Here is a 21692-nt window from a genome sequence, read left to right on the forward strand (position 1 = left end):
TTCGGCGCCGGCATCGCCACCACCTACGGCCTCCTCACCGGCGCCGGCATCGCCTACGGCCTCTTCTTCGCCACCGCCACCATCTGCCTCATCCGCGGCGGCTACCACTGGACCCTCCACATCACCAACAAAACCCGCACCCAGACACAGGCGGCGCCGGCGCCCGCGGCCACCGGCGACGAGCCCGGACCGGCGCAGATCAGGCTGGCGGCGTGACGATGACCGAGCCGCACCGCACCCCGCCCGGGCCGCCGCGCCGGGCGACGCTCGGCCTGCTGCGCAAGCTGAAGAACGACCGGCTGGCGTTGATGAGCCAGGCCCGGGCGGAGTACGGCGACGCGGTCCGGGTGGTCATCGGACCGAAGACGCTCTACATCTTCAACCATCCGGACCACGCCAAGCGGGTCCTGGCCGACAACGCCGCCAACTACCACAAGGGAATCGGCTACATCGAGTCCAAGCGGGCGCTCGGCGACGGGCTGCTCACCAGCGAGGGCGAGCTGTGGCGCAAGCAGCGGCGCACGATCCAGCCGGTGTTCCAGCACAAGCGGATCGCCGCGCAGGCCGACGTGATCGTCGAGGAGGCGGCCAAGCTGGTCGCCCGGCTCGGCGCGGCGCAGGGCGGTACGCCGGTGGACGTGCTCGAGGAGGTCACCGGGCTGACCCTCGGGGTGCTCGGCCGCACGCTGCTCGACGCGGACCTCGGCGCGTACGAGTCGATCGGGCACTCCTTCGAGGCCGTGCAGGACCAGGCCATGTTCGACATGGAGACGATGGGCATGGTGCCGGCCTGGGTGCCGCACGCCAAGCAGCGGCAGTTCCGCACGGCGCGGGCCGACCTGACCCGCATCGTTGAGCTGCTGGTCGCCGAGCGGACCGCGAACCCGCGGCCGGCGGCCGACGACGTGCTCAGCCGGCTGATCACCTCCACCGCCGAGGAGACCGACCCGCGGGTGGCGCAGGCGCGGATGCGGGACGAGCTGATCACCTTGCTGCTGGCCGGACACGAGACCACCGCGAGCACCATCGGCTGGACGCTGTTCCTGGTGAACCAGCATCCCGAGGTGGGCGAGGCGCTGCACGCCGAGGCGGTCGAGGTGCTCGGCGACCGGCGGCCAGGTTACCCCGATCTGGCCAAGTTCCGTTACACCGCAATGGTTCTGAACGAGGTCATGCGGTTGTTCCCGCCGGTGTGGATCCTCACCCGCAAGGCGGTCGACGCGGACGAGGTGGGCGGATTCCACGTGCCGGCCGGATCGGACGTGCTGATCTGCCCGTACACCCTGCACCGGCATCCGGACTTCTGGACCGAGCCGGACCGGTTCGACCCGGAGCGGTTCGACCCCGACCGCACCACCAACCGGCCGCGCTACGCCTACATCCCGTTCGGCGCCGGACCGCGATTCTGTGTCGGCAACCATCTCGGCCTGATGGAGGCCACGTTCGTCATCGCCATGCTGTTCCGGGACCTGCGGCTGGCCACCGTCGCCGGCCACACGGTCACCCCGGAGCCGATGCTCTCCCTCCGCCTGGGCGGCGGACTCCCGGTCACGGTCCAGCACCGCTGACCGGGTTCTGAAAGGAGGGGTTGCCGCGGCCGGCGGCAACCCCTCATGCCCGTTGCACTCCGCCGCACCCGAACCCCGCTCGGGTGCGGCTTTTTCCTGCCGGCAGCACCGCACGATCGAAGAAGCCCATTGGTTGCGTGACACAACTCTGAACCGTAGCATTTAGGTTGCGTGACGAAACCATATGTGGGACCAGGAGGCGATCACGATGCTGCAGCAGGGGAAACCGGTGCGGCTGACCGCCGGGCTGGCCGAGTTGGACGCTTGGGCGGCGGGAGCTCGCCAGTCCCAGAAGAATGTGCTCTACAAGGCACTGTTCGCGGTGACGGACGGAACAGTCTACCACCGCTACGACATTCTGCAGGACGCGGTGAACGCCTCGGAACATTTCGTTCTGATTCGCGAGGATCTGGTTCTCAAGTTTTCCTACGCAGACGGCGAGAACTTCGGGATTCTCTACATCGGCCCGCTGGAGAGCGCACCCGGACTTGATCTAGCTCTCGATCTTGCCTGACTCCATTCGGACCTTGAGCTTGTGTTGGTGATGTGCAAGTCTGGCGATGACGGGCGAAGGGCGCAAACGATTCAGAATTTCTTCGCAAGATCGCGGGGAGGTTGCATGTCCTCAATGGATGTGCCCGGCCTGGACGTGGCCGGGCGGGTACGAGCGCGTGACATTCAGATGGCCGCGGTCGCCGACGTCCGCCGCAGAGTCCTCATGGTGTCCGGAGCCATCGACGCCATCGACCACGACGTGTCGGTCTGCATCAACCTGCCCGAGCCGGGCCGCTGGCAGATCATCAAGTCGGAGACCAACCTGACCGAGCAGACCTGGGTCGCCATGCAGGTCACCACCGACGAGGACACGCACTTCGTGGACGACTCGGACGCGATGATCCTGTCCCGCCAGTTCGCCAAGACATTCATGACCCCGGACCTGCGCCGGCTCACCTTCTACGAGGGCGAGGTGCGGCCGGGCGAGGCGGTGCTCAAGGTCTTCGAGATCGAGTCGTCCAGCCGGCGCCCGATGTACGCACACGCCAGATACAGCCCGATCTCCACGGAGACCGCCGAAGCGTCTTCCGAAAAGTTGCAGAAACTGATTGCGGACGGAATGCCGCAGCGACCGGTCCTCGAGCTGATCGTTCCCGTTACGGTTATCGGGTAATATGCGGCGCGCCGAGCCGCACATGCCGTGACCACATTCATTCCCGAACCGCATCTGTTGCGTTCGCCCCGCGGCCGGGACTGGCCGGTCCTGCCCGGAGCGGCCCCGGTCCCGGAGCCTGCGGCACCGCCCCGGCGGGTCGACGTCGCGATCGTCGGCGCCGGGCTGGCCGGGCTCGCGGTGACCTCGGCCCTGTGGCACCTCGGCGTGCACGACGTGGCGCTGCTGGACGCCACCGGCCGCACCGCGGGCCGGTTCTTCGACCGGGTGGACATGCTGCGCCAGCACGTGCTGCGCTCGCCCTACGAGCATCACCCGGGGGTCGAGGGCTACCGCGACTGCGAGTTGCTGGACTTCGCCCGCCTGCACTGGGCCCGGCTGACCAGGGTGGAGCGCCGGGAGATCCGGATGGCGCAGGCCGGGCACCGCTCGGTGGTGCCGGTCGACGTGTTCGAAGCGTACTGCCGGCACGTGGCCGCCATTCACCACGCGGACGAACGGCTCTGGCCGGCGGTGGTGCGCGCCGTGCGGCCGGACGAGGACGGCGTCGTCCTGCGGGCCGACGGGTTCGAGCTGACCGCCCGGTTCGCCATCCTGTGCCTCGGCGAGGAGCGCCGCGCCGCGCCCGAGTCCTGGTGGTCCGGCCGGCGGCCGGCCGGGGTCGGCTACTGGGACGAGCCGGTGCCGGACGCCGCCGAGAGCCTGGTCGTGCTCGGCGCCGGGCTCAGCTCGGCGCACCTGATCATGAACGGGCTGGCGGCCGGGCGCCGGGTGCACTGGGTGTTGCGCGCGGAGGCCGAACGGTTCCAGTGCGCCGACGTCAACTCCTCGTTCTTCCGCGCGGAGGGTCGGCACCGGTTCGACGGCGTGCCGTGGCCGGACCGGCTGACCCTGATGCGGCGCGAGCGGCGGGCGTCGGTGATGTTCGAGTTCCGGCCGCTGCTGGCGCGGGCCGAAGCGGACGGCCGGCTGGTCGTGCACCGCGGCCGGCCGGTCAGCGCGGTCACCGCGAAGCCGCACGGCCCGGTGCGCACCGAGCTCGCCGACGGCACCTGGGTGGAGGGCGACCACCTGGTGCTGGCGCTGGGCACCACGGTGTCCACCGGCGCGGCCCTGCTGCCGGACGGACTCGCCGGGCCGCGCGACGGCTGGCCGGACCTGGACGAGCGGACCCTGGCCTACCGCAACGCATCCCGGGTGTTCACGGTGGGCGCCGCGGCCGGCATGGTGCTCGGCCCGGCGGCCCGGAACATCGACGGCCACCGGGTGGCCACCGCCAGGGTGGCCGCCACGGTCGCCGCCCGGTTGGCCGGCGAGCCACCGGTCCCGGCCGACGAGAAGGCGCGTTCCCTTGTCTGACAACGAATCCTTCGACTCGCGCTTCACCCTGCCGGCGGTCGACGATCCGGCGGCGGTCGAGGTCGGCGTGATACTTCTTGGTCTGGACGCGGAACGGTTGCTCGCCGGGCTCGGCGTGGCCAGCATGGCCGACGACCCGACCACGGTCGCGCTGCTGGTCGACCGGATCCGGCACGGCGTGCCGGCCGGCATCACGCTGGCCGGCATGGTGCCGGCCGGGGTACACCGCTGGCGGTCGGTGCGCGCCGCGCTGGCCGGCACGGTCACCGGGGCGGCCGCCGTCCGGGCGGCCTGGGCAGAGGCGGTGCGGACGGTGGACGCCGCCGGCCGGACCGATCTCGGCCCGGCCAGCCGCGCCTACCTCGCCGCCTGCTGGATCCGTCAGTCCGAAGTGGACAGATATCTGGAGGATCACCATGCCGTACCTGAGGTCCCTGCCTGACGACGCGGTTCTGCTGCAGGTCTTCCAGCGCTATCCCGAGTACTCCCGGCCGGTGATCGACTACCACGAACTGGTGATGCGCGGCCCGTCGCCGTTCACCGTTGCCGAGCGCGAGCTGATCGCCGCCTACGTGTCCGGAGTGAACGCCTGCGCCTACTGCCACGGCGTGCACACCGCGACCGCGGAGGCGTTCGGGGTGCCGCCCGGGCTGCTCGCCGACGCCCTCGCCGACCTCGACTCGTCCGCCGTGGACGAGCGGCTGCGACCGGTGCTGCGCTACGTGGGCAAACTGACCAGCGCGCCGTCCCGGGTCGGCCCGGACGATGCCGACGCGGTGTTCGGCGCCGGCTGGGACGAGACCGCGCTGTACCACGCGGTGCTGGTCTGCGCGCTGTTCAACTTCATGAACCGGATGGTGGACGGCCTGGGCATCCGGGCGGACGAAAGCTACTACGCCGTTTCCGGAAACCGGCTGCACTCGGTCGGCTACGCCGGCCTGCAATCGCTGTTGGACGTCTCCTGACGTGCGGAAATGAGCACGCTCCGAGAAGGGATGCTTACTTGTCACCCTTTAGCGTGAATTAGGCACCCAACGGGATCGAGGAGGGGCAATGGGCGGCGTCATCGTCCGCACCGCACTGCGCGGCGCCCTGAAAACCGTCCGGCATGTCGCACCGGTCCGGCCGGGCCGGGCCGACGGCCTGGTCCGCCGGGTCTACCGCCAGGTCGAGCGGGACTTCGGGATGCTCGCCCCACCCATCGCGCTGCACTCCCCCGCCCCGGAGGTGCTGGCCGCGAGCTGGCTGATGCTGCGCGAGACGCTGATCGCCACCGGGTCGGCGGACCGGGCCACCAAGGAGGCCGTGGCCACCGCGGTGTCGGCCGCCAACGCCTGCCCCTACTGCGTCGAGGTGCACGACGCCACGCTGACCGGGCTGGGCGCGGCAGTGCCCACCGAACCCGACCCGGTCTCGGCCTGGGCCGCCGGCAGCGGGCTGCGGGCCGGCGGCGCGCTGCCGTTCCCGGCCGGGCAGGCGCCCGAGCTGGTCGGGGTCGCGGTCACCTTCCAGTACCTCAACCGGATGGTGAGCGTGTTCCTCGGCGACTCTCCCCTGCCACCCCGGGTCCCGGCCGGTGCCCGGGCGGGCGCCCGGGCCTTTCTCGGCCGGTTCATGAGCGGACCGGCCCGCGCCCGACACACTCCGGGCGCCTCGCTCGACCTGCTCCCCGACGCCCCGGTTCCGGACGATCTCGCCTGGGCCGCGGGCAGCCCGGAGATCGGCGGCGCGTTCGCCAGGGCGGCGGCGGCGATCGAAGCGGCCGGACACCGCTCGGTGCCGGCGCCGGTGCGCGCCCTGGTGGCCGCCGAGCTGGCCGGCTGGGACGGCCGGCCGGCCGGAATCGACCGCTCCTGGGTGAACCGGGCCGTGGCGGACCTGCCCGAGCCGGACCGGCCGGCCGGCCGGCTTGCCCTGCTCACCGCGGTCGCCGCCTACCAGGTGAACGACCGGATCGTCGCCGAGTACCGGGCGGCCGGGGCGGACGACCGGGCGCTGGTCGAGCTCACCGCATGGGTCAGCCTGGCCGCCGCGCGGCAGGTCGGCGGTTGGATCTGGGCGGGACAGCCGTATAGCTTGGGATAACGAGGCACTAACCTCGGAGGCGCCACAATGATCAAAGTACTGATCGCCGAGGACATGCACATGGTCCGTGGTGCTCTCGTCGCCCTGCTCAAGCTGGAAAGCGACATCGAGGTCGTCGCCGAGGTGTGGTCCGGAAACGAGATCATGCCCGCCGCTCGCGCGCATCATCCGGACGTCGCCGTTATCGATATCGACCTGCCCGGAAAAGACGGGCTCACCGCGGCCTCCGAGATCCACGAGCAACTGCCCGAGTGCCGCACGCTCATCCTGACCAGCCTTGGCCGGCCAGGCACGCTGCGCCGGGCGCTGGCCGCCCGGGTCGGCGGGTTCCTGCTCAAGGACGCACCGGCGGAAAAGCTGGCCAACGCGATCCGCGGGGTGGCCATCGGTCGCCGGGTGGTGGACGGCGATCTGGCGCTGGCCGCCTGGGACAGCGCCGATTGCCCGCTCACCGGGCGGGAGATCGAGGTGCTCCGGATGGCCGCAGACGGCGCGAATGCGGTGGAGATCGCCGCGCATCTCTACCTGTCCACCGGCACGGTTCGCAATTACTTGACAACAATTGTCAACAAGCTCAATGCACGGAATCGTGTGGACGCCATCCGAATCGCCAAAGAGGCCGGCTGGCTCTAGGCCGAAAAGTGCAATTGCCCGGCTGCCATTAGTTCCATTCCCATTCAGCGATCGGCCTGTTTCGCGCTACAACGGAACGTTGGCCTGGAGCCGGAACCGGCCGTCCGCCTCGATCCCGGCGGTCAGCTCGCCGCCGACCATGCCCACCCGGGCGGTCAGGTTCTGCAGCCCACTGCCGTTGTGCGCGCGGCCGGCAGCCTCGGTCACCCCGTCGTTGACGATCGCCAGCAGCACCGACGCGTCCCGCTCGTGCACGCTTATCTCGCAGTGCTCGCCCTTGCTGTGCCGCAGCACGTTGGTCACACCCTCACGCAGCACGGTGGCCAGCAGCGTGCTCACCCGCACCGGCAGCTCCCGGTAGCGCAGGTCCATCCGCACGTCCACGTCCGCGGCCAGCAGCAGCGACTCCGCCGTGTGCGACTCCTGGTGCAGCGACAGCTCCCGGTGCCCGCTGGCCACCGACCGCACGTCGGCCAGTGCCAGCCGGGAGATCGCCAGCACCTCGCCGAGCTGATCCCTGGCCCGGTCCGGATCCCGGGACACCAGCCGGTGCGCCAGCTCGCTCTTCAGCGCGATCGCCGACAGGCTCAGGCCGAGCAGGTCGTGCAGGTCCCGGGCGAACCGCAGCCGCTCCTCGGCCACCGCCGCCCGGGCCAGCGCGATCCGGGCCTCGCGCAGCGCCGCCACCGCCCGCACCATCCAGGTCAACCCGTACACCACGAGGCCGATCATCAACGCGCCCACCACGTTGTAGGCGACCCAGAGCATGGTGCCGCCCAGGCTCGCCTGCGCCACCGTCAGCACCGCCGTGATCAGCGCGAACATCACCCAGCCGAGCACCGGCGGCAGCACCAGCAGCACGCTGGCCAGCAGCACGCCGGGCAACGCCACCCAGGCGACCCCGTAGAGCAGCAGCGGCAGGAAGACCAGCAGCGCCTGCAGGGCCAGCAGCGCGTAGCTGACCGGGGTGCGGAACTGGACGCCCGGCCGGCTGTAGTGCAGCCACTGGATCAGCAGCAGCGCGGTCGTGCAGCCGATGCTCACCACGTCACCGGCGTCGTTGTTCATCTCGACCAGCAGCACCAGCCGCAGCGATGCCGAGACGTACATCAGGATCAGCACCGTGCCGAGCACCGCCCTGGCCGCACCGGTCGCGGTCCGGGAGATCAGCTCGTCGGGCTGGGCGGCCCCGGCGTCGTCCCGCTCGCCGGCCACCGGAACCCGCATGTGCAGCCGGAACCGGCGGCCGTCCGGATCGAGGCCGGCGGTCAGCTCGCCGCCCAGCTCGGCCACCCGGCCGGCCAGCCCGGCGACCCCGCCGCCGGCCCGGAGCGGGTCGTCGAAGTCGGGATCGACCACCCCGTCGTTGACGATGTCCAGGGACACCCGGTTGCCCGACTGGCGCAGCACGAACTCGCACCGCTCGGCCTCGCTGTGCCGCAGGATGTTCGTCGCGCCCTCGCGCAGCACCTCGGCGATCAGGCTGCGGATCGGCACCGGCAGCTCGGCGTGCTTGAGCTCCATGCGCAGGTCCACCCTGGCCGCGGCGAGCACCGCGGTGGCGGCCCGGGACGCCTCGTCCAGGTTCAGCTCGCGGTAGCCGCGCGCAACCGACCGCACGTCGGCGAGGGCCCGGCGGGAGATGTCCAGGATCTCGGAGAGCTCCCGCCCGGCCCGGTCCGGATCCTTGTCCAGCACCCGCTGGGCCAGCTCGCCCTTCGGGGCGATCTCGGACAGCCGCAGGCCGAGCAGGTCGTGCAGATCCCGGGCGAACCGCAGCCGCTCGTGCGCCACCGCCGCCCCGGCCAGCTCGCTGCGCGCCGCGTGCAGTTCGGCGATCACCCCGGCCAGCCGGGTCAGCCCGTAGACGCCGAGCGCGAAGGCCGACACCGAGATGGTCAGGTAGATCCCGTTCAGCACCACCCCGCTCAGCGCCGCCTCCAGCCATGCGGTGCTGACCACCATCAGGCCGAACGCGATCCAGGCCAGCACCCTCGGCAGTACCAGCAGCACGGTGCCGCCGACCAGGCTGGGCAGGCCGAGCCAGGAGTCGCCGTACTCGATCACCGGCAGGTACACCAGACACGCCTGGACGGCGAGCAGCAGGTAGCTGGTCCGGGACCGCAGCTCGACGCCGGGCCGGCTGAAGTAGAACACCTGCATGCCGAACAGGGCGAGCAGCAGGCACGCCGCGACCAGCACCGACGGCAGGCTGGCGCCCGAGACGATCACGAACAGCAGCGCGACCAGGCACAGCCCGAAGAACACCGCGGCCACGATGGTCCGGGCCATGGCAAGGGCGATCGGCGCGGGACCCGGCCGCACCTCGGCCGTCTCCGGATCATGGTCCGGCGCGCCGGCACCGGCCTGATCAGGTTCGGTTCGAGCGACCGAGGACATGACGTTCACCCGTCGTCAACGAATCGTTGAGCCAAGCGACCCTACGCCCCCAATACACATCGTTATCCGTAATTATACCTATTCACGGCGAATGCGGAGCCAATCGCCGGTAGCCGACGATACAGTCGCCGACACCAATCTCCGCCGGCCAGTCCAGCCGCAACGCCGTATCGGTGACATCACCGGGATCGATCGCCGGCACACAGGCGGCCAACCCCATCGCCGTTGCGGCCAAGCACAACATCTGCTGCAACGCCCCAACATGGGTCAGGGCAAGGGAGTAGGCGATCCCGCGGTACATCCACGCGGACCTGGCGACCCGGGCGGTCAGCGTGATGAGCGCGGGCGGCCGCCGGATCGTGCCGGTCGCGATGCTGGCGAGGTCGAGCAGATCGTCCAGCTCCGGCTGCGAGTCGTTGATCAGGGTCAGGGCGTGCTGCTGCGGGTCGTAGTGGTAGATCGCCCGGGGCAGGCCCGCACACCGGTGCAGGCTCAGGTACAGCTCGAGCTCGTGCAGGCCGTGGATGCTCAGGTAGGGCCGGTCGGAGATCCGGTAGGTCACCTCGGCACCGGCCGACGCCGGGGCCACCGAGCGGATCCGCGCGGCGCGGAACAGCAGCTCGCCGATCTGCTCGGCGGACAGCTCCCGGTCGGAGAGGTCCTCGCACAGCCGGAAGCCCTCGATCACCTCGGTCAGCGTGGGATCCTGGGTCACCAGCTCCGGGGTGGTCGGCCGGTACAGCGGGAACCGCCGGCCCGGCGGAACCGCCTTGACCAGCGGCGGCGACGGAAGCCGCCCGGCGTACGGGAACACCGCCCCGGTCGGGCCGCCGTGCCGGCCCATCCGGCTGCGCGAGTGGAACAGCAGATCGTGATGCGACCAGGGAATCAGGTCGGGGTCGTCGTCCTCGGCGAAGTGCACCGTGCGGGTCTGCGGGTCCCAGTCGCCGAACGCCACGATTCCGGTCGCGGCCAGGTAGGCGACCACCTCGGCGACCACCGGCCGGTCCGCCCGCACCGCGTCGGCCAGTTCGGTGACCGCGATCGGGGCGCTCAGCGCGGCGGCCACCGCGGAGGCCACGGTCCGGTGCAGCACGACCTCGTACTGGGCCAGCGGGGACTCCAGCACCAGCTCGCCGTCCCGGGCGCGCATCGCGGCGAATCGGGACAGCCGAACCGGCCGGTCCGGGTCCACCTCGGGCAGCCGGAACGCGGCCTGCCGCACGATCGGGACGGCGGACAGCACCGGCCCCTCGCCGTCCGGCAGACCGAGCGAGTGCACCACCGAACCGCTCAGCGCCTCGAGCACCCGCCACAGCCGGGCCCAGTCCCTGGCCGCGCGCCGGGTCCGCGGATCGGCGTCCGGAGAACGCCCGGGCGGTACCAGGTTCTGCAACGATATCGGTCCGAAGCTCATGCGACGCAACGATTCCCGCACCAACTCGCCGGGCTCGTCGATTCTGGTCTCCCCCCAGCGGGTGACCACGACGAGCCGGTCCTCCTCGGTCGGCGTCTCCACGAGCACGTCCTCGCGCAACGACCACAGCCGGATCCGGGCGGCCGAGCCTTCGCCGGGCGCCTTCGACAACGTCGCGCTCCTTGTGGTGATCATCGGTACACCCTCAGAGGAACATCGGGATCGGATTCATCTCTTCGTAGGACCGCGGCTCGGCCAACCGGCCGAGCCGAACCGGAACATCGTAGAGCCGCCCGGGGCCCAGCCGGGCCCAGAAGTGCCGCATCCCGGGGACGATCACGCGCACCACCGGAAGTCCGACGTCCGGCCTGGTCTGGTCCAGCACGAGAACCTCCATGCCACGGGCCTCGATTCCATTTTGGACATACTGAACGTCACGCAGCAGATCCTGGCTGGGGGTGTAGTCGTAGGCCAACGGCGTCCGGCGCCGCGCCCGCGGGTCGGGTGCGAGATAGGGCTGGTTGGCCACTGTCGCGGTGCGCCACCAATGAACCGCGTCCGGGTCGTCGCAGCGGTATCGGGCGCCGGAACCGTCGTCGATGACCTGTGGCATCAACTGGTTCAGCTCGGTGAGGGCCCGGCGCAGGGCCACCCGGGGATCCAGGTGTGCACCGAAGCCGAACATGATGTCCTCGGCCGGCCCGGAAAGCCGCCGGGACAACGCGACCAGCACCGGGATGCCGAGATCGGAGGTCACGTCGAGCACCCAGACCTCGCGGCCGAGACCGGCGTAGACCGCCCGCAGCTCGTCGATCCACGGATCGCGGAACGAGTCCAGATCGACGCCCGGCGCGCGGGTGCGGTTGTACCACCAGATCGCCACGGCGTCCCGCTCGACCAGCTCCAGCATGCCCTGCAGGACGGCGTCCTCCAGGCTGCTGCCGGCCGCGCAACCGTTGGCGTCGGCGAAGACGTAGTCGTGTCCCTGCTCCACCGGCGCGCCGAAGTAGAGCAGGCCGGTCGGCAGCAACCGGTGCCGCTGCTGGGTGAGCGACCACACCGGGGTCCACTCCACGAACGCGTGCTCGTCGAACGGCTCGCAGACGTGCTGGAACGGCGCATGCGTGGCGTTCCACTCATGCCGGCCGGGGTACTGCCGGACGTGGTAGAGCTGGCATTCGTTCGGCGGGATCGCCGCCTCACCGAGTGAGTGCAGGCTGCCGCGGATCCGCAGCTCGTCCCCGGTGAAGTTGACCGAATAGCGCTCGACCGCCTCGCACAGCGCGCTCACCCTCGCGTTCAGCGCGGTGGTTCCCTTGCCGCCGTTCTGCGCGCGCAACGCCGCCCGCAGCTCGTCCACCCGGCCGGTCTGCGCGGCGGCCAGGTTGGCCCCGGACCGGAACGAGTTGAAGAACTCCGGCCCGCGCTCGTCCCGGCGGATGTCCTTGACCAGGCCGGTCACCGGGCTGATCAGATGCCGGTACCGGTCGAGCATGGCCTCGGGCGACAGGGCCCGGTGCCCGCCGTCGTAGCTGCCCTTGTGCCGCGCGGTCAGCACCACCTGCCGGTGGGCCTGTTCCCGCAACAGGGCCGGATCCCCGCACACCACGCACTGCGGCCGCGCCGCGAAGGCGTGGTGCTCACCGCGCAGCTCAAGGCTGTCCATGGTCCAGACCGCCCGTTGGCCCGAGTGCCGGTAACCGGCCAGCCATTTGGTCGCCTCCAGCGCGATCAGCTGCACCGCCGCGCCGGCCAGCGGCGGGACCGAGGCAACCGGACGCGGGGCCGGACCGCGCCGGCCGAGCGCGTTCTGCGCACACGCCTCGGCGGTTCGGTTGCCCCACAACCGAACCGCGAGACAGTGCCAGCAGCCGGCCTGGACCGGCTGGAAGATCGGGCCGATCCACACCTTGGCGCCGACCGGATTGGCCAGCAGCCACGGCCGGTTGGCCGCCCGGTGCGCGGCGTCCACCTCGGCGAGTCTCGGGTTGAGGTAGTCGTCGCACAGCACGACCGACAGATCGGCCTGGCCCGGGCCGGGATCGGCGTCGGGAAGATCGGAGACGACGGTCAGCCGCGCCGACCGCAGGGCGGTCAGCGCGGCCGTCGCGTCGACATCGCCGACGGTGAGCAGCCGGAGGGTTCCGGTCGCGGTGCCGGACACGGCCGCGGCCGCGTCGACGCCGCTGGCGTCCCAGTAGGCGAGCGTGCTCTCGTCGGTCTGGGCAGCGGCCGGGGCGCGCAGCACGACCAGTCCCGCCTCGGCGAGCTGGGCGATCAGGGCCGCGACCTGGTGCGGTGCCATATCGTTCGACAGGGCATCGAGAACCGCCGCAAGGTTCCTGGTGCCGTCGAGCAGGGTGGCGAGGGTCTCGATCCGGGAGCCTTTCAGCATCGTCACGCCGTCCTCGCTGAACAAGTAGGCACCCGCGCCGGCCGCCACCTCGGCACGCAGGTGCCGCTTGAAGCCGACCAGCTGGGTCATGGCACCCCCGCTGCTCATTACGCCGCAGCCTTCTCCGAATATCCCAAATGGACATTGCAGCTGCACATGGCCACCGCAGCCGGCGTGTCCGAGTTCGTCCAGTGGTCGAACCGGTCGATCGTTATCTCGTTCAAATTGTCGGGATCGCCGCTCTCGAAGCCCAAACTGGATAAGAGAGACATCAGGTTGGCATCTGTGACCTGCATCAACATCGGGGACTCCTGGGGTCGGGTCCGGGTCTCTGATGCTGGGAATCGTCCGGCTACGCACCGTTCCCGGCCAAGTGCCGACCTCACGGCTCGTCTGTGTTTTATTCATACTCGAGCGGGCCTTTATTCAGGCTCGACCGGTGGCCGGCTCACTGCCCGACCGGGTGACGGTTCTGCGACCGTTTCCAGTGCTGAGAACCCCACAGCCGGGAGGAGGCCCTCCGATGCAGGTACAGGTGCTCGGGCCTCTGCACGTAACGGAGAACGGGCGATCGATCACGCCGACCGCGACCAAGGCCCGGCAGACGCTGGCGATGCTGGCGCTGCACGCAGGTCAGGTGGTTCCGGTATCCACGCTGGTGGAGGAGCTGTGGGGGCTGGAGCCCCCGCGCAAGCCGCTCCAGTCCGTGCAGACCTACATCCTGATCCTACGCAGGATGATCAACAAAGCCAGGGCGGGCGGCACCGGGACGGCGAAGTCGGTACTGGTCACCTCGCACGGCGGCTACACGCTCAACGTGCCCGCCGAGGAACTGGACGTCCGGCGCTACGAGCGCGCCGCGGCGTCCGGCCAGCGTGCCATGCAGGCCGGGGACTACGAGTCGGCATCCCGGCTACTCCGTTCGGCGCTGTCCATCTGGCGCGGACCGGCCCTGGTCGACGTCCAGGTCGGTGGGCCACTCAGCGTAAAGGTGAACGGGCTCGAGGAGCACCGGCTCGGCATCCAGGAAACCGGCATCGAGGCGGAGCTTCGGCTCGGCCAGCACCAGATGCTGCTCGGCGAGCTCGGCGAGCTGAGCGCCCGGTATCCCATGCACGAGAACGTGTGCACCCAGTACATGACCGCGCTGTACCGGTCCGGCCGCAAATGGCGGGCCCTTGAGGTGTTCCACAAGCTTCGCGACACGCTGGTGACCGAGCTCGGCGTCGAGCCGTCCCCGCACGTGCAGTACGTGCAGCACGCGATCCTCAACTCCGATCCCCGGCTGGACGAGCCGGCGAGCTGGCGGCAGACCCCGGCCCAGGGCTTCGCGGCGGCCGCCGCCGACCCGCGGGCGGACCTCGCGCACCGGTTCCGCAAGGCGGTGGCGCGGTCGGCAACCATCGCGGGCCGGGACACCGAACCCACGGCAGGAGCCGTCTAGGCGAGCGGTGCCCGACCCAATTGGAGACGAGATGCCGACGTACGCACAGCGTGTTGCGGTCGCCAAGGAGCTGTGCCGGGAGCTGATGGCCGTGGGGTTCGGCCCGTTCCTCGGCAGCCCGAGCACGATCCTGTCGCCGTTCTACGCCGCACTGGACAAGCACCGCGGGCTGCTCGTGGTGGCCAGGGACGACAACGCCATCGGGGTGGCCGCGGGCGCGTCGCTTGCCGGCCAGTACCCGGTGGTGCTCATGCCGAGCTCCGGGCTCGGCCAGTCGGTGGCCGCCATCGCCTCGCTGGTCGTGCCCTACCGGATCCCGATGCTGTTCGTGGTCAGCCTGCGCGGCGGCAACCCGGAGGCGAGCCGGGACAGCATGATCATGGGCCGGCTGACCGAACCGCTGCTCGACGGGCTGGGCATCGAGGCCATCCCGCTCGATCCCGAGATCCGGCCGACCAGGCAGGTCAACCGCCTGCGGGACATCGTGCGCGGTCAGTCCCGGCCGGCCGCGCTGCTGGTCCCGCCGGACACACTGGGGGTAGGAACATGAACCGCACCGCGGCCATCCAGGCCATCATCAACGCCACCGTGGACGAGCCGATCATCTTCGCGGCCGGCGAGCCGGCCCGGATCGCCCGGCGGATCGCCGACCGGCCCAACCACTTCTACCTCACCGGGTCCAACGGCCTGGTGTCCTCGGTGGGCATCGGCGTCGCGCTGGAGACCCGCCGGCCGACCGTGGTGGTCGACGGCAACGGCAGCCTGCTGACCAACCCGGGCGGCCTGATCACCGCCGGCCTGATCACCGACCTCCCGCTGGTGCACGTGGTGCTGGACACCGCACTGGCCACCGCGAGCGGCGGGCAGTTGCTGCTGTCCCGCCGGGTCGACCTGTGCGGGCTGGCCCAGGCGGCCGGGTACCCGAAGGTGTTCAGCACCGGGGCGCTGGACGAGTTCACCGGCCTGATCCGCAGCCAGATCCCGACCTGCTCCGCGCCGGTGTTCATCCGCAGCGTGCTGGCCGAGGACGACGAGGTCATCCCGGTCCGCCTCGGCGCCGACCTCGAGCAGCACGCCCGCCGGTTCTACGACCACGTCAGCGCCCCGGAGTGGCTGGCCGCCTAAGGGGATCCCGTTCCGAGGCGGCGGGCCGTCGCGGCGTCGGGGGCGGTCAGGACGGCGTGGGCCAGGCGTTCGCACTCGGTTAGCGTGCGTTGGGCGAGTGCGGCCCGCACTGCCGGGATGGCCGGGCCGGCCATGGACAGGCTGGTGATGCCCAGCCCGGCGAACACCGGGGCGAGCGCCGGGTCGGCGGCCGCCTCGCCGCACACGCCAACCGGTTTGCCGGCCGCCCGCCCGGCCGCCGCGCACGCCGCGACCAGCTCGAGCAACGCAGGCTGCCAGGGGTCGAGCAGGTCGGCCAAGTCGCCGTTGGTCCGGTCGGCGGCCAGCGTGTACTGGCTCAGGTCGTTGGTACCGATGCTGAGGAAGTCGACCACCTCGAGCAGCCGGCTCGCCTGCAGGGCCGCGGCCGGAACCTCGACCATGACGCCGGCCGCCGGCAGCCCGGCCGCGCGTACCCGGGCGGCGAACTCCGCCGCCTCGGGCCGGGTGGCCACCATCGGCGCCATCACCCACACCTCGGCGCCGGTCGCCTTCGCCGCCCGGGCGACGGCTTCGAGCTGACCGTCGAGCACCTCCGGCCGGGTGCGGGCGACCCGCAACCCGCGCACGCCGAGTGCCGGGTTGTCCTCGGCGGGCATTCCCAGGAACGGCAACGGCTTGTCGGCGCCGGCGTCCAGGGTGCGCAGCACCACCCGGCGCCCGCCGAGCGCGGCGAACACCTCGGCGTAGGCGTGCTCCTGCTCGGCCACCGAAGGCGCGGAAACCCGGTCAAGGAACAGGAACTCGGTGCGGAACAACCCCACCCCCTCGGCGTCGGCGTCGATGCCGGCCGCCGAGCCCACGTTCAGCAGCAGCCGCACCGGATGCCCGTCGGCGGTGCGTCCCGGACCGCTGCTTTCGGCAAGCCGCAACCGGTCCCGCTCGGCCTCGGCGCGGATCGACTCCGCCGCGCCGGCCGGCACCGGAGCCACGGCACCGGTCGCGCCGTCCACCGCGACGACGGTTCCGTCGGCCAGGTCCAGGATCCCCGGGCAGGACACCACCGCGGGCAGGCCGAGCGACCGGGCCAGGATCGCGGTGTGGCTGGTCGGTCCGCCGCGCCGGGTCACGACCGCGAGCACCCGGGCCGGGTCCAGCCGCGCCGTGTCCGCCGGCGCCAGATCCTCGGCGATCAGCACGAACGGGGTGCCGGGCTCGGGCACGCCCGGCATCGGCAGCCCGAGCAGATGCGCGAGCGCCCGGTCCCGGATGTCGTCCAGGTCCGCGGCCCGCTCGGCCAGGTAGCCGCCGAGCGCGGCCAGCGTGTCCCGCTGCTCCGCCACCGCTTCGGCGATCGCCCACTCGGCCGGCCGGCCGGCGCGCACCCGCCGGGCCACGGCGTCGAGCAGGGTGGGATCCGCCGCCATCAGCGACGCGACGTCGAGCACCTCGGCGGCGGTTCCGGTTGCCGCCTCGGCCAATCCGGTCAGGGTGCCGGCGACGAACCTCAGAGCGCCGGATGCCCGACCGACCTCCCCGCCCAGGTCGGCAACCACGGGTTCCTCGTCCGGCAACCTGGGCGGCGGGGCCATCCGGTACACCGGCCCCGCCGTCCGCCCCGGGCTCACCCCGAGGCCGAGCAACCCGTCCGTCACGCCCGGCCGGTGGCCAGGTCGATCAGCCGGCTCATGATCCGCTCGCCGTCGGCCCGCAGGCCGTTGTGGTCGTACTCGTTGGTCACCCAGCCACGCATCCCGCGCACCAGCCGGGCGGTCTCCATCGAGTACCGCGCCTCGACGTACGGGTCCTCCGCGTAGATCGCGGCGGCCACCGGAACCTCGTTGGACCGCAGCGCATCCTCGTCGTACAGGCGCGGCCAGGTGCGGGTGGCCAGCAGCTCGGCGGCCTCCCGGAACGGGGTCAGCGCGGCGATGTCGGTGAACATCCAGGGAAACACGTGCTCGCCGGTGAGCAGCGCGGTGTCCTCGGCGTACCACTGGGGCAGCACCCGGGCGGCCGACCAGTTCGTCACGCCGCCGTCGGCGTAGCAGGCCTCGTGCACGACGGCGTAGAGCGGGTTGCGGGCGAACGGCATCGGGCTGAGGTCGAGGTCGTAGCGGAACGCCGGGGAGTCGGCCGGCAGCTCGAGCAGGTAGTGCAGCCCTTCGGCGCCGTCGCTCATGCCGAGATGGCTGCCGAGCTGGCGGAACCGCCGGGCGGTCAACCGGTCGCCGCCGGGCAGCCGGACGTCCTCGGCCTCCAGCCAGGCCACCAGATCGCGCATCCGCTGCCGGTCGGCCGGATAGCGCTCGTAGTAGCGCTCCACCCGGTCCAGGATCCGGGCGTAGGTGGCCCGGTAGACGTCGTCGATGTCCACCGCCACCGGGGGCACGCCGCCGGTGATGAACGCCTGGCGCAGGCCATGCGGCGCCCGGGAAAGGTAATTGAGCACGCAGAACCCGCCGAACGACTGGCCGAGCACGCTCCACTTGTCCACGCCGAGCGCGACCCGGATCAGCTCGGCGTCGGCCACGATCGAGTCGGCCCGGAAGTGGCTGAGGTAGTCGGCCTGCTCCGCGGGGGTCTTGCCGGACAGGTCACCGACCGGGGTGGACCGCCCGGTGCCGCGCTGGTCGAGCATCAGCACCCGGTAGTCCCACAGCACCCGGCTGAGCCAGCCGGGCGCCAGCGGGTTGCCCTTCGGGCGGGGCGCCTCGAACCCGGGGCCGCCCTGCAGGAAGACCAGGAACGGCCGGTCCCGCCCGGCCGGGTCGGCGACCTCCCGGGCGAACACCGTGATCTTCTCGTGGTCCGGCCGGGAATGGTCGAGCGGCACCTGGAACTCGTGCTCCACGAGCACGAGTCCGGCCGTGGCGACGGTGACGGTGGCGGCCATGGCACCGATCCTCGCACGCCGGCGGCGGAACTACGCCTGGGGCCGCACGATCATGTCGTCGACGTCGAAGCCCTGCTCCAGCGCCTTGAACTCGACCATCATGTCCACCACCGGCTGGATCCGGGCCGAGTCGAGGTCGGACACGAACTCGGTCAGGGTGGTCTGCTTCGCCGTCTCCGCGTCCACCTTGGCGATCTTCATCAGCAGCGGGTCGACCTTGCTCCGGTCGGCGCGCACCTCGTCGGTGGCGCGCTTGAGCGCCCGCTGGAACGCCGCGACGGCGTCCTTGTTGGCGTCCACGAACGGCGCGGTCGCGCCGTAGCCGGTCAACCCGAGGTGCGCGGTCGGGCCGGCCAGCGTGTCGAACAGCGGGCGGGCGCCGAGCGTGCGTTTCGCCTGCTGCAGGAACGGTTCCACGAAGAACGCGGCGTCGATCTGACCGGCGGAGAGCTGCGCGGGCATCTGCGGGAACGGCAGTTCCACCCACTGCACCCCGTCGGGGTCCATGCCCGCGGCCTTCAACTGTGCCTGCACCAGCAGGTGCGAGATGGTGAACCGGGCGGTGATCGCGACCCGTTTGCCGGCCAGGTCGTTGATGCTGGCGATCGGGGAGTTCGGCATGGTGACCACGACCGCGTAGCCGGGCGCGGCCGAGGTGGCGTCGGCCACCAGCCGGACGTCCGCGGCGTTCTTCGCCTTGGCCACGAAGAACGGCGTGAAGCTGGAGAAGGCGAACTGCACCTCGCCGGCCGCGAGCTTGGTGACGCAGTCCGCGCCGCTCGCCGCGGTGACCGTCTCGACCTCGAGGCCCTCCTCGGCGAAGTAGCCCGCGTCGATGGCCAGTTGCAGCGGCACGACGTCCATGGTCGGCAGGATGGCGACCTTGACCCGCTGTCGCTGCTGATCCCCTTGGGCGGCCGGTGTTTCCTCACCCCCCAGCAGGCCGCAGCCGGCCAGGGTCAGCGTGATCGTCAGGGCGGACAGGATCGACAGGAATGCGGTTACGCGCCGTTGAATCCCCATCACCCAAGCATGCGCCTTCAGCGCCGGACTGGTAAGGGGCCGCTCCGGTGAACCTGCCTGGCCAGCACCGCCCCGGCCACGGCGCCGAACAGCAGGTGGTCGAGCACCTGCGGCAGCACCGGAAGCGCCCGGATCCGGGGCAGCCGCCGCCCGACCAGGCCGAGATCGAGCGCCGCGATGGCCGCGCCCGCGGCCACGCCGAACGGAACCGTCCGCCTGCGGGGCAGCACGGCGGCGAGCACGACGCCCCAGCCGACGGAGAGTCCACAGTGGACCGGAAGGGCGGCCGCCAACAGCCGGCCCCGGCGGGTCTCGTTCGGCAGCAGGATCGATCCGGCCGCCACCGTGGCCTCCAGCACGTCGCGGCCGGCGAGCAGCGCGTACACCGTCGACGGGGCACCGCTGAGCACGCCGGCCACCAGCCCGGCCCGCACCCCGGCCCGGATCACCCGCCGCCCCTGGCGTAGCGGCGCACGGCCAGCGGGAGGAACACGGCCACGATCAGCACCGGCCACACGATAGCCATCAGCAGCGCGTGCTGGGTGACCCAGGAGTCGGCGGGTGCGTCGGGGTTGCCGAACAGGTCACGGGTCGCGGAGATCGTCGCGGACAGCGGGTTCCACTCGGCCAGCGTGCCCAGCACGCCCGGCATGGTCTGCGGCGGCACGAACGTGCTGGCCAGGAAGGCCACCGGCCAGACCAGGATCTGAACGGCCGCAACGGATTCCGGGCCGCGCACGACCAGCCCGAGGTAGATGCCGAACCACAGCATGGCGAACCGCAGCAGCACCAGCAGCCCGATGGCGAGCGCGGTCTCGGCCGGGCTGCCGTGCGCCCGCCAGCCGATCAGCAGCCCGCAGCCGATCAGCACGGCCAGGCCCACAAGGGAGTGCGCCAGGTCGGCGACGCTGCGCCCGGCGACCACCCCGGACGGCGCCATCGGCAGCGACCGGAACCGGTCGGTCACGCCGCGCGCGGCGTCGGTGCTCACCGCGACCATGGTGGTCTCGATGCCGAACAGCATGGCCATCGCGAACGCCCCGGGCATCAGGTACTCGCGATAGTCCGCGCCCCCCGGAACCTGGATGGCGCCGCCGAACAGGTAGCCGAACATCAGCACCACCAGGACCGGGAACAGCAGGCCGATCACCACCGGCGCGGGCTGGCGGGCCCACCGCGCGAAGTCCCGGCGGGCGATCGTCCAGGTGTCGGTCAGCGCCCAACGAACCGTGGTCATGCGTCCGCCTTTCCGGTCAGGTGCAGGAATGCCTCGTCCAGCGTCGGCCGGCGCAGGGCGATGTCCTCGACCCGGATACCGGCGTCGGACAGCGCCCGGACCGCCTCGGTCAGCGCACTCACCCGGTCCTGGACGGCCACGCCGACCCGGCGGGTCTCCGCCTCGACCTCCGGCTCGGCGCCGGCCACCCGGGCGGCGATCGCCGTGGCGGCCGGCAGGTCCGCCGGGTCGTGCAGCACCAGGTCGAGCCGGTCGCCGCCGGCAACGGACTTGAGCGCCTCCGGGCTACCCTCGGCGATCACCCGGCCGGCGGCAAGCACCGAGATCCGGCCGGCGAGCTGGTCGGCCTCGTCCAGGTACTGGGTGGTGAGCAGGACCGTGGTGCCGCCGGCCACCAGCTCACGCACCGATGCCCACACCTCGTTGCGGCCGCGCGGGTCCAGGCCGGTGGTGGGCTCGTCCAGGAACAGCACGGCCGGGGCGAGGATCATGCCGGCGGCCAGGTCGAGTCTTCTGCGCTGGCCGCCGGAGTAGGTGCCGGCCGGCCGGCGGCCGAGCTCGCCGAGCCCGAACCGGTCGAGCAGCTGGCCGGCCCGGCGTGCCGCGGCCGCCGCGTCGAGGTGGTTGAGCCGGGCGAACAGCTCGAGGTTCTGCCGGCCGGACAATGCTTCCTCGAGCGCCAGGTGCTGGCCGACCAGCCCGATCCGGGTGCGCACCTGGCGGGCCTGCCGGACCACGTCCAGGCCGGCCACCTCGGCTCGGCCGCCGTCCGGCCGGGTCAGGGTGGTCAGGATCCGCACCGCGGTGGTCTTGCCGGCCCCGTTGGGCCCGAGCAGCGCGTGCACCGTGCCGGCCGGGACGGCCAGCTCGAAGCCGTCCAGCGCAACCGTATCGCCGTAGCGTTTGCGCAGGTCATCGGCGCGAAGTGCGAGTTCAACAGGCATACCGTACATTGTACCGTAC

21 protein-coding genes and 1 pseudogene are annotated in these 21692 nt (G+C 71.6%); 12 read left to right on the plus strand and 10 right to left on the minus strand.

Annotated elements, in window-relative coordinates; genetic code table 11:
- From VFV67_RS32365 to VFV67_RS32405, 9 genes and pseudogenes are all read left to right on the plus strand, one after another.
- Positions 1-216, plus strand: a pseudogene (locus VFV67_RS32365) (enediyne biosynthesis protein); the annotation flags it as partial.
- A 2-nt stretch (positions 217-218) separates the two neighbouring features.
- Positions 219-1568, plus strand: coding sequence for a cytochrome P450 (locus VFV67_RS32370; protein ID WP_326474612.1), 1350 nt, complete (start codon positions 219-221; stop codon positions 1566-1568).
- A gap of 208 nt (positions 1569-1776) precedes the next feature.
- A complete protein-coding gene (locus VFV67_RS32375) occupies positions 1777-2082 on the plus strand; it encodes a DUF6235 family protein (protein WP_326474508.1) in 306 nt (101 codons plus the stop codon).
- Positions 2083-2250: 168 nt separating this feature from the next.
- Positions 2251-2736, plus strand: a complete 486-nt coding sequence (locus VFV67_RS32380) for a DUF6423 family protein (RefSeq protein ID WP_326474613.1) — start codon at positions 2251-2253, stop codon at positions 2734-2736.
- A gap of 27 nt (positions 2737-2763) precedes the next feature.
- Complete coding sequence (locus VFV67_RS32385; protein ID WP_326474509.1) at positions 2764-4095, plus strand: FAD/NAD(P)-binding protein; 1332 nt, start codon at positions 2764-2766, stop codon at positions 4093-4095.
- The gene (locus VFV67_RS32390; RefSeq protein ID WP_326474510.1) at positions 4088-4537 is read left to right on the plus strand and encodes a DUF6187 family protein; all 450 of its coding nucleotides are present in this window, start codon (positions 4088-4090) and stop codon (positions 4535-4537) included. The genes VFV67_RS32385 and VFV67_RS32390 overlap by 8 nt, the downstream gene beginning before the upstream one ends.
- Positions 4512-5060, plus strand: a complete 549-nt coding sequence (locus VFV67_RS32395) for a carboxymuconolactone decarboxylase family protein (protein ID WP_326474511.1) — start codon at positions 4512-4514, stop codon at positions 5058-5060. The genes VFV67_RS32390 and VFV67_RS32395 overlap by 26 nt, the downstream gene beginning before the upstream one ends.
- Before the next feature lie 88 nt (positions 5061-5148).
- Positions 5149-6180 carry a carboxymuconolactone decarboxylase family protein gene (locus VFV67_RS32400; RefSeq protein WP_326474512.1) on the plus strand — a complete coding sequence of 344 codons (1032 nt, stop codon included), beginning with the start codon at positions 5149-5151 and terminating at the stop codon, positions 6178-6180.
- A 27-nt stretch (positions 6181-6207) separates the two neighbouring features.
- Complete coding sequence (locus VFV67_RS32405) at positions 6208-6813, plus strand: response regulator transcription factor (RefSeq protein WP_326474513.1); 606 nt, start codon at positions 6208-6210, stop codon at positions 6811-6813.
- A 66-nt stretch (positions 6814-6879) separates the two neighbouring features.
- On the opposite strand, the gene VFV67_RS32410 is transcribed toward VFV67_RS32405, so the two are convergent.
- From VFV67_RS32410 to VFV67_RS32425, 4 genes are all read right to left on the minus strand, one after another.
- Positions 6880-9213, minus strand: coding sequence for a sensor histidine kinase (locus VFV67_RS32410; RefSeq protein WP_326474514.1), 2334 nt, complete (start codon positions 9211-9213; stop codon positions 6880-6882).
- An 82-nt stretch (positions 9214-9295) separates the two neighbouring features.
- The gene (locus tag VFV67_RS32415) at positions 9296-10825 is read right to left on the minus strand and encodes a SagB family peptide dehydrogenase (protein WP_326474515.1); all 1530 of its coding nucleotides are present in this window, start codon (positions 10823-10825) and stop codon (positions 9296-9298) included.
- Positions 10826-10835: 10 nt separating this feature from the next.
- Positions 10836-13115 (minus strand): TOMM precursor leader peptide-binding protein, encoded by a 2280-nt coding sequence (locus tag VFV67_RS32420; RefSeq protein ID WP_326474516.1) that lies wholly within the window; start codon positions 13113-13115, stop codon positions 10836-10838.
- A gap of 17 nt (positions 13116-13132) precedes the next feature.
- Positions 13133-13327 (minus strand): hypothetical protein, encoded by a 195-nt coding sequence (locus VFV67_RS32425; RefSeq protein WP_326474517.1) that lies wholly within the window; start codon positions 13325-13327, stop codon positions 13133-13135.
- Positions 13328-13548: 221 nt separating this feature from the next.
- On the opposite strand from VFV67_RS32425, the gene VFV67_RS32430 reads away from it, so the two are divergent.
- From VFV67_RS32430 to VFV67_RS32440, 3 genes are read left to right on the plus strand one after another with little or no spacing between them, the layout of a single operon-like run.
- Positions 13549-14469: an AfsR/SARP family transcriptional regulator gene (locus VFV67_RS32430; RefSeq protein ID WP_326474518.1), complete on the plus strand. Its 921-nt coding sequence runs from the start codon at positions 13549-13551 to the stop codon at positions 14467-14469.
- A gap of 31 nt (positions 14470-14500) precedes the next feature.
- On the plus strand, positions 14501-15019 hold the full coding sequence (locus VFV67_RS32435; RefSeq protein WP_326474519.1) for a hypothetical protein: 519 nt from the start codon (positions 14501-14503) through the stop codon (positions 15017-15019).
- Positions 15016-15594, plus strand: coding sequence for a hypothetical protein (locus VFV67_RS32440; protein WP_326474520.1), 579 nt, complete (start codon positions 15016-15018; stop codon positions 15592-15594). The genes VFV67_RS32435 and VFV67_RS32440 overlap by 4 nt, the downstream gene beginning before the upstream one ends.
- Here the strand turns inward: VFV67_RS32440 and ptsP are convergent.
- From ptsP to VFV67_RS32470, 6 genes are read right to left on the minus strand one after another with little or no spacing between them, the layout of a single operon-like run.
- The gene (gene ptsP, locus VFV67_RS32445) at positions 15591-17228 is read right to left on the minus strand and encodes a phosphoenolpyruvate--protein phosphotransferase (protein WP_326474521.1); all 1638 of its coding nucleotides are present in this window, start codon (positions 17226-17228) and stop codon (positions 15591-15593) included. The genes VFV67_RS32440 and ptsP overlap by 4 nt on opposite strands.
- Positions 17225-18469: an alpha/beta fold hydrolase gene (locus VFV67_RS32450; RefSeq protein ID WP_326474522.1), complete on the minus strand. Its 1245-nt coding sequence runs from the start codon at positions 18467-18469 to the stop codon at positions 17225-17227. The genes ptsP and VFV67_RS32450 overlap by 4 nt, the downstream gene beginning before the upstream one ends.
- Positions 18470-18499: 30 nt before the next feature.
- Positions 18500-19492 (minus strand): ABC transporter substrate-binding protein, encoded by a 993-nt coding sequence (locus tag VFV67_RS32455; RefSeq protein WP_326474523.1) that lies wholly within the window; start codon positions 19490-19492, stop codon positions 18500-18502.
- Between the two features lie 17 nt (positions 19493-19509).
- Positions 19510-19941, minus strand: a complete 432-nt coding sequence (locus tag VFV67_RS32460; RefSeq protein WP_326474524.1) for a hypothetical protein — start codon at positions 19939-19941, stop codon at positions 19510-19512.
- Entirely contained in the window at positions 19938-20729 is a 792-nt protein-coding gene (locus VFV67_RS32465; protein ID WP_326474525.1) for an ABC transporter permease, read from the minus strand. The genes VFV67_RS32460 and VFV67_RS32465 overlap by 4 nt, the downstream gene beginning before the upstream one ends.
- Positions 20726-21673, minus strand: coding sequence for an ATP-binding cassette domain-containing protein (locus VFV67_RS32470; RefSeq protein ID WP_326474526.1), 948 nt, complete (start codon positions 21671-21673; stop codon positions 20726-20728). Before VFV67_RS32470 ends, VFV67_RS32465 begins: the two co-directional genes overlap by 4 nt.
- Positions 21674-21692: the final 19 nt, after the last annotated feature.

This window comes from Actinophytocola sp. (assembly GCF_035762905.1).
Lineage (GTDB): Bacteria > Actinomycetota > Actinomycetes > Mycobacteriales > Pseudonocardiaceae > DASYTH01.

Bases quoted from the DNA above. Each gene is read 5' to 3' on its own strand.
- VFV67_RS32370 (WP_326474612.1), top strand. From the start codon at position 219: ATGACCGAGCCGCACCGCACCCCGCCCGGGCCGCCGCGCCGGGCGACG.
- VFV67_RS32375 (WP_326474508.1), top strand. From the start codon at position 1,777: ATGCTGCAGCAGGGGAAACCGGTGCGGCTGACCGCCGGGCTGGCCGAG.
- VFV67_RS32380 (WP_326474613.1), top strand. From the start codon at position 2,251: ATGGCCGCGGTCGCCGACGTCCGCCGCAGAGTCCTCATGGTGTCCGGA.
- VFV67_RS32395 (WP_326474511.1), top strand. From the start codon at position 4,512: ATGCCGTACCTGAGGTCCCTGCCTGACGACGCGGTTCTGCTGCAGGTC.
- VFV67_RS32400 (WP_326474512.1), top strand. From the start codon at position 5,149: ATGGGCGGCGTCATCGTCCGCACCGCACTGCGCGGCGCCCTGAAAACC.
- VFV67_RS32405 (WP_326474513.1), top strand. From the start codon at position 6,208: ATGATCAAAGTACTGATCGCCGAGGACATGCACATGGTCCGTGGTGCT.
- VFV67_RS32410 (WP_326474514.1), bottom strand. From the start codon at position 9,213: ATGTCCTCGGTCGCTCGAACCGAACCTGATCAGGCCGGTGCCGGCGCG.
- VFV67_RS32415 (WP_326474515.1), bottom strand. From the start codon at position 10,825: ATGATCACCACAAGGAGCGCGACGTTGTCGAAGGCGCCCGGCGAAGGC.
- VFV67_RS32420 (WP_326474516.1), bottom strand. From the start codon at position 13,115: ATGACCCAGCTGGTCGGCTTCAAGCGGCACCTGCGTGCCGAGGTGGCG.
- VFV67_RS32425 (WP_326474517.1), bottom strand. From the start codon at position 13,327: ATGTTGATGCAGGTCACAGATGCCAACCTGATGTCTCTCTTATCCAGT.
- VFV67_RS32430 (WP_326474518.1), top strand. From the start codon at position 13,549: ATGCAGGTACAGGTGCTCGGGCCTCTGCACGTAACGGAGAACGGGCGA.
- VFV67_RS32435 (WP_326474519.1), top strand. From the start codon at position 14,501: ATGCCGACGTACGCACAGCGTGTTGCGGTCGCCAAGGAGCTGTGCCGG.
- VFV67_RS32440 (WP_326474520.1), top strand. From the start codon at position 15,016: ATGAACCGCACCGCGGCCATCCAGGCCATCATCAACGCCACCGTGGAC.
- VFV67_RS32450 (WP_326474522.1), bottom strand. From the start codon at position 18,469: ATGGCCGCCACCGTCACCGTCGCCACGGCCGGACTCGTGCTCGTGGAG.
- VFV67_RS32455 (WP_326474523.1), bottom strand. From the start codon at position 19,492: ATGGGGATTCAACGGCGCGTAACCGCATTCCTGTCGATCCTGTCCGCC.
- VFV67_RS32465 (WP_326474525.1), bottom strand. From the start codon at position 20,729: ATGACCACGGTTCGTTGGGCGCTGACCGACACCTGGACGATCGCCCGC.
- VFV67_RS32470 (WP_326474526.1), bottom strand. From the start codon at position 21,673: ATGCCTGTTGAACTCGCACTTCGCGCCGATGACCTGCGCAAACGCTAC.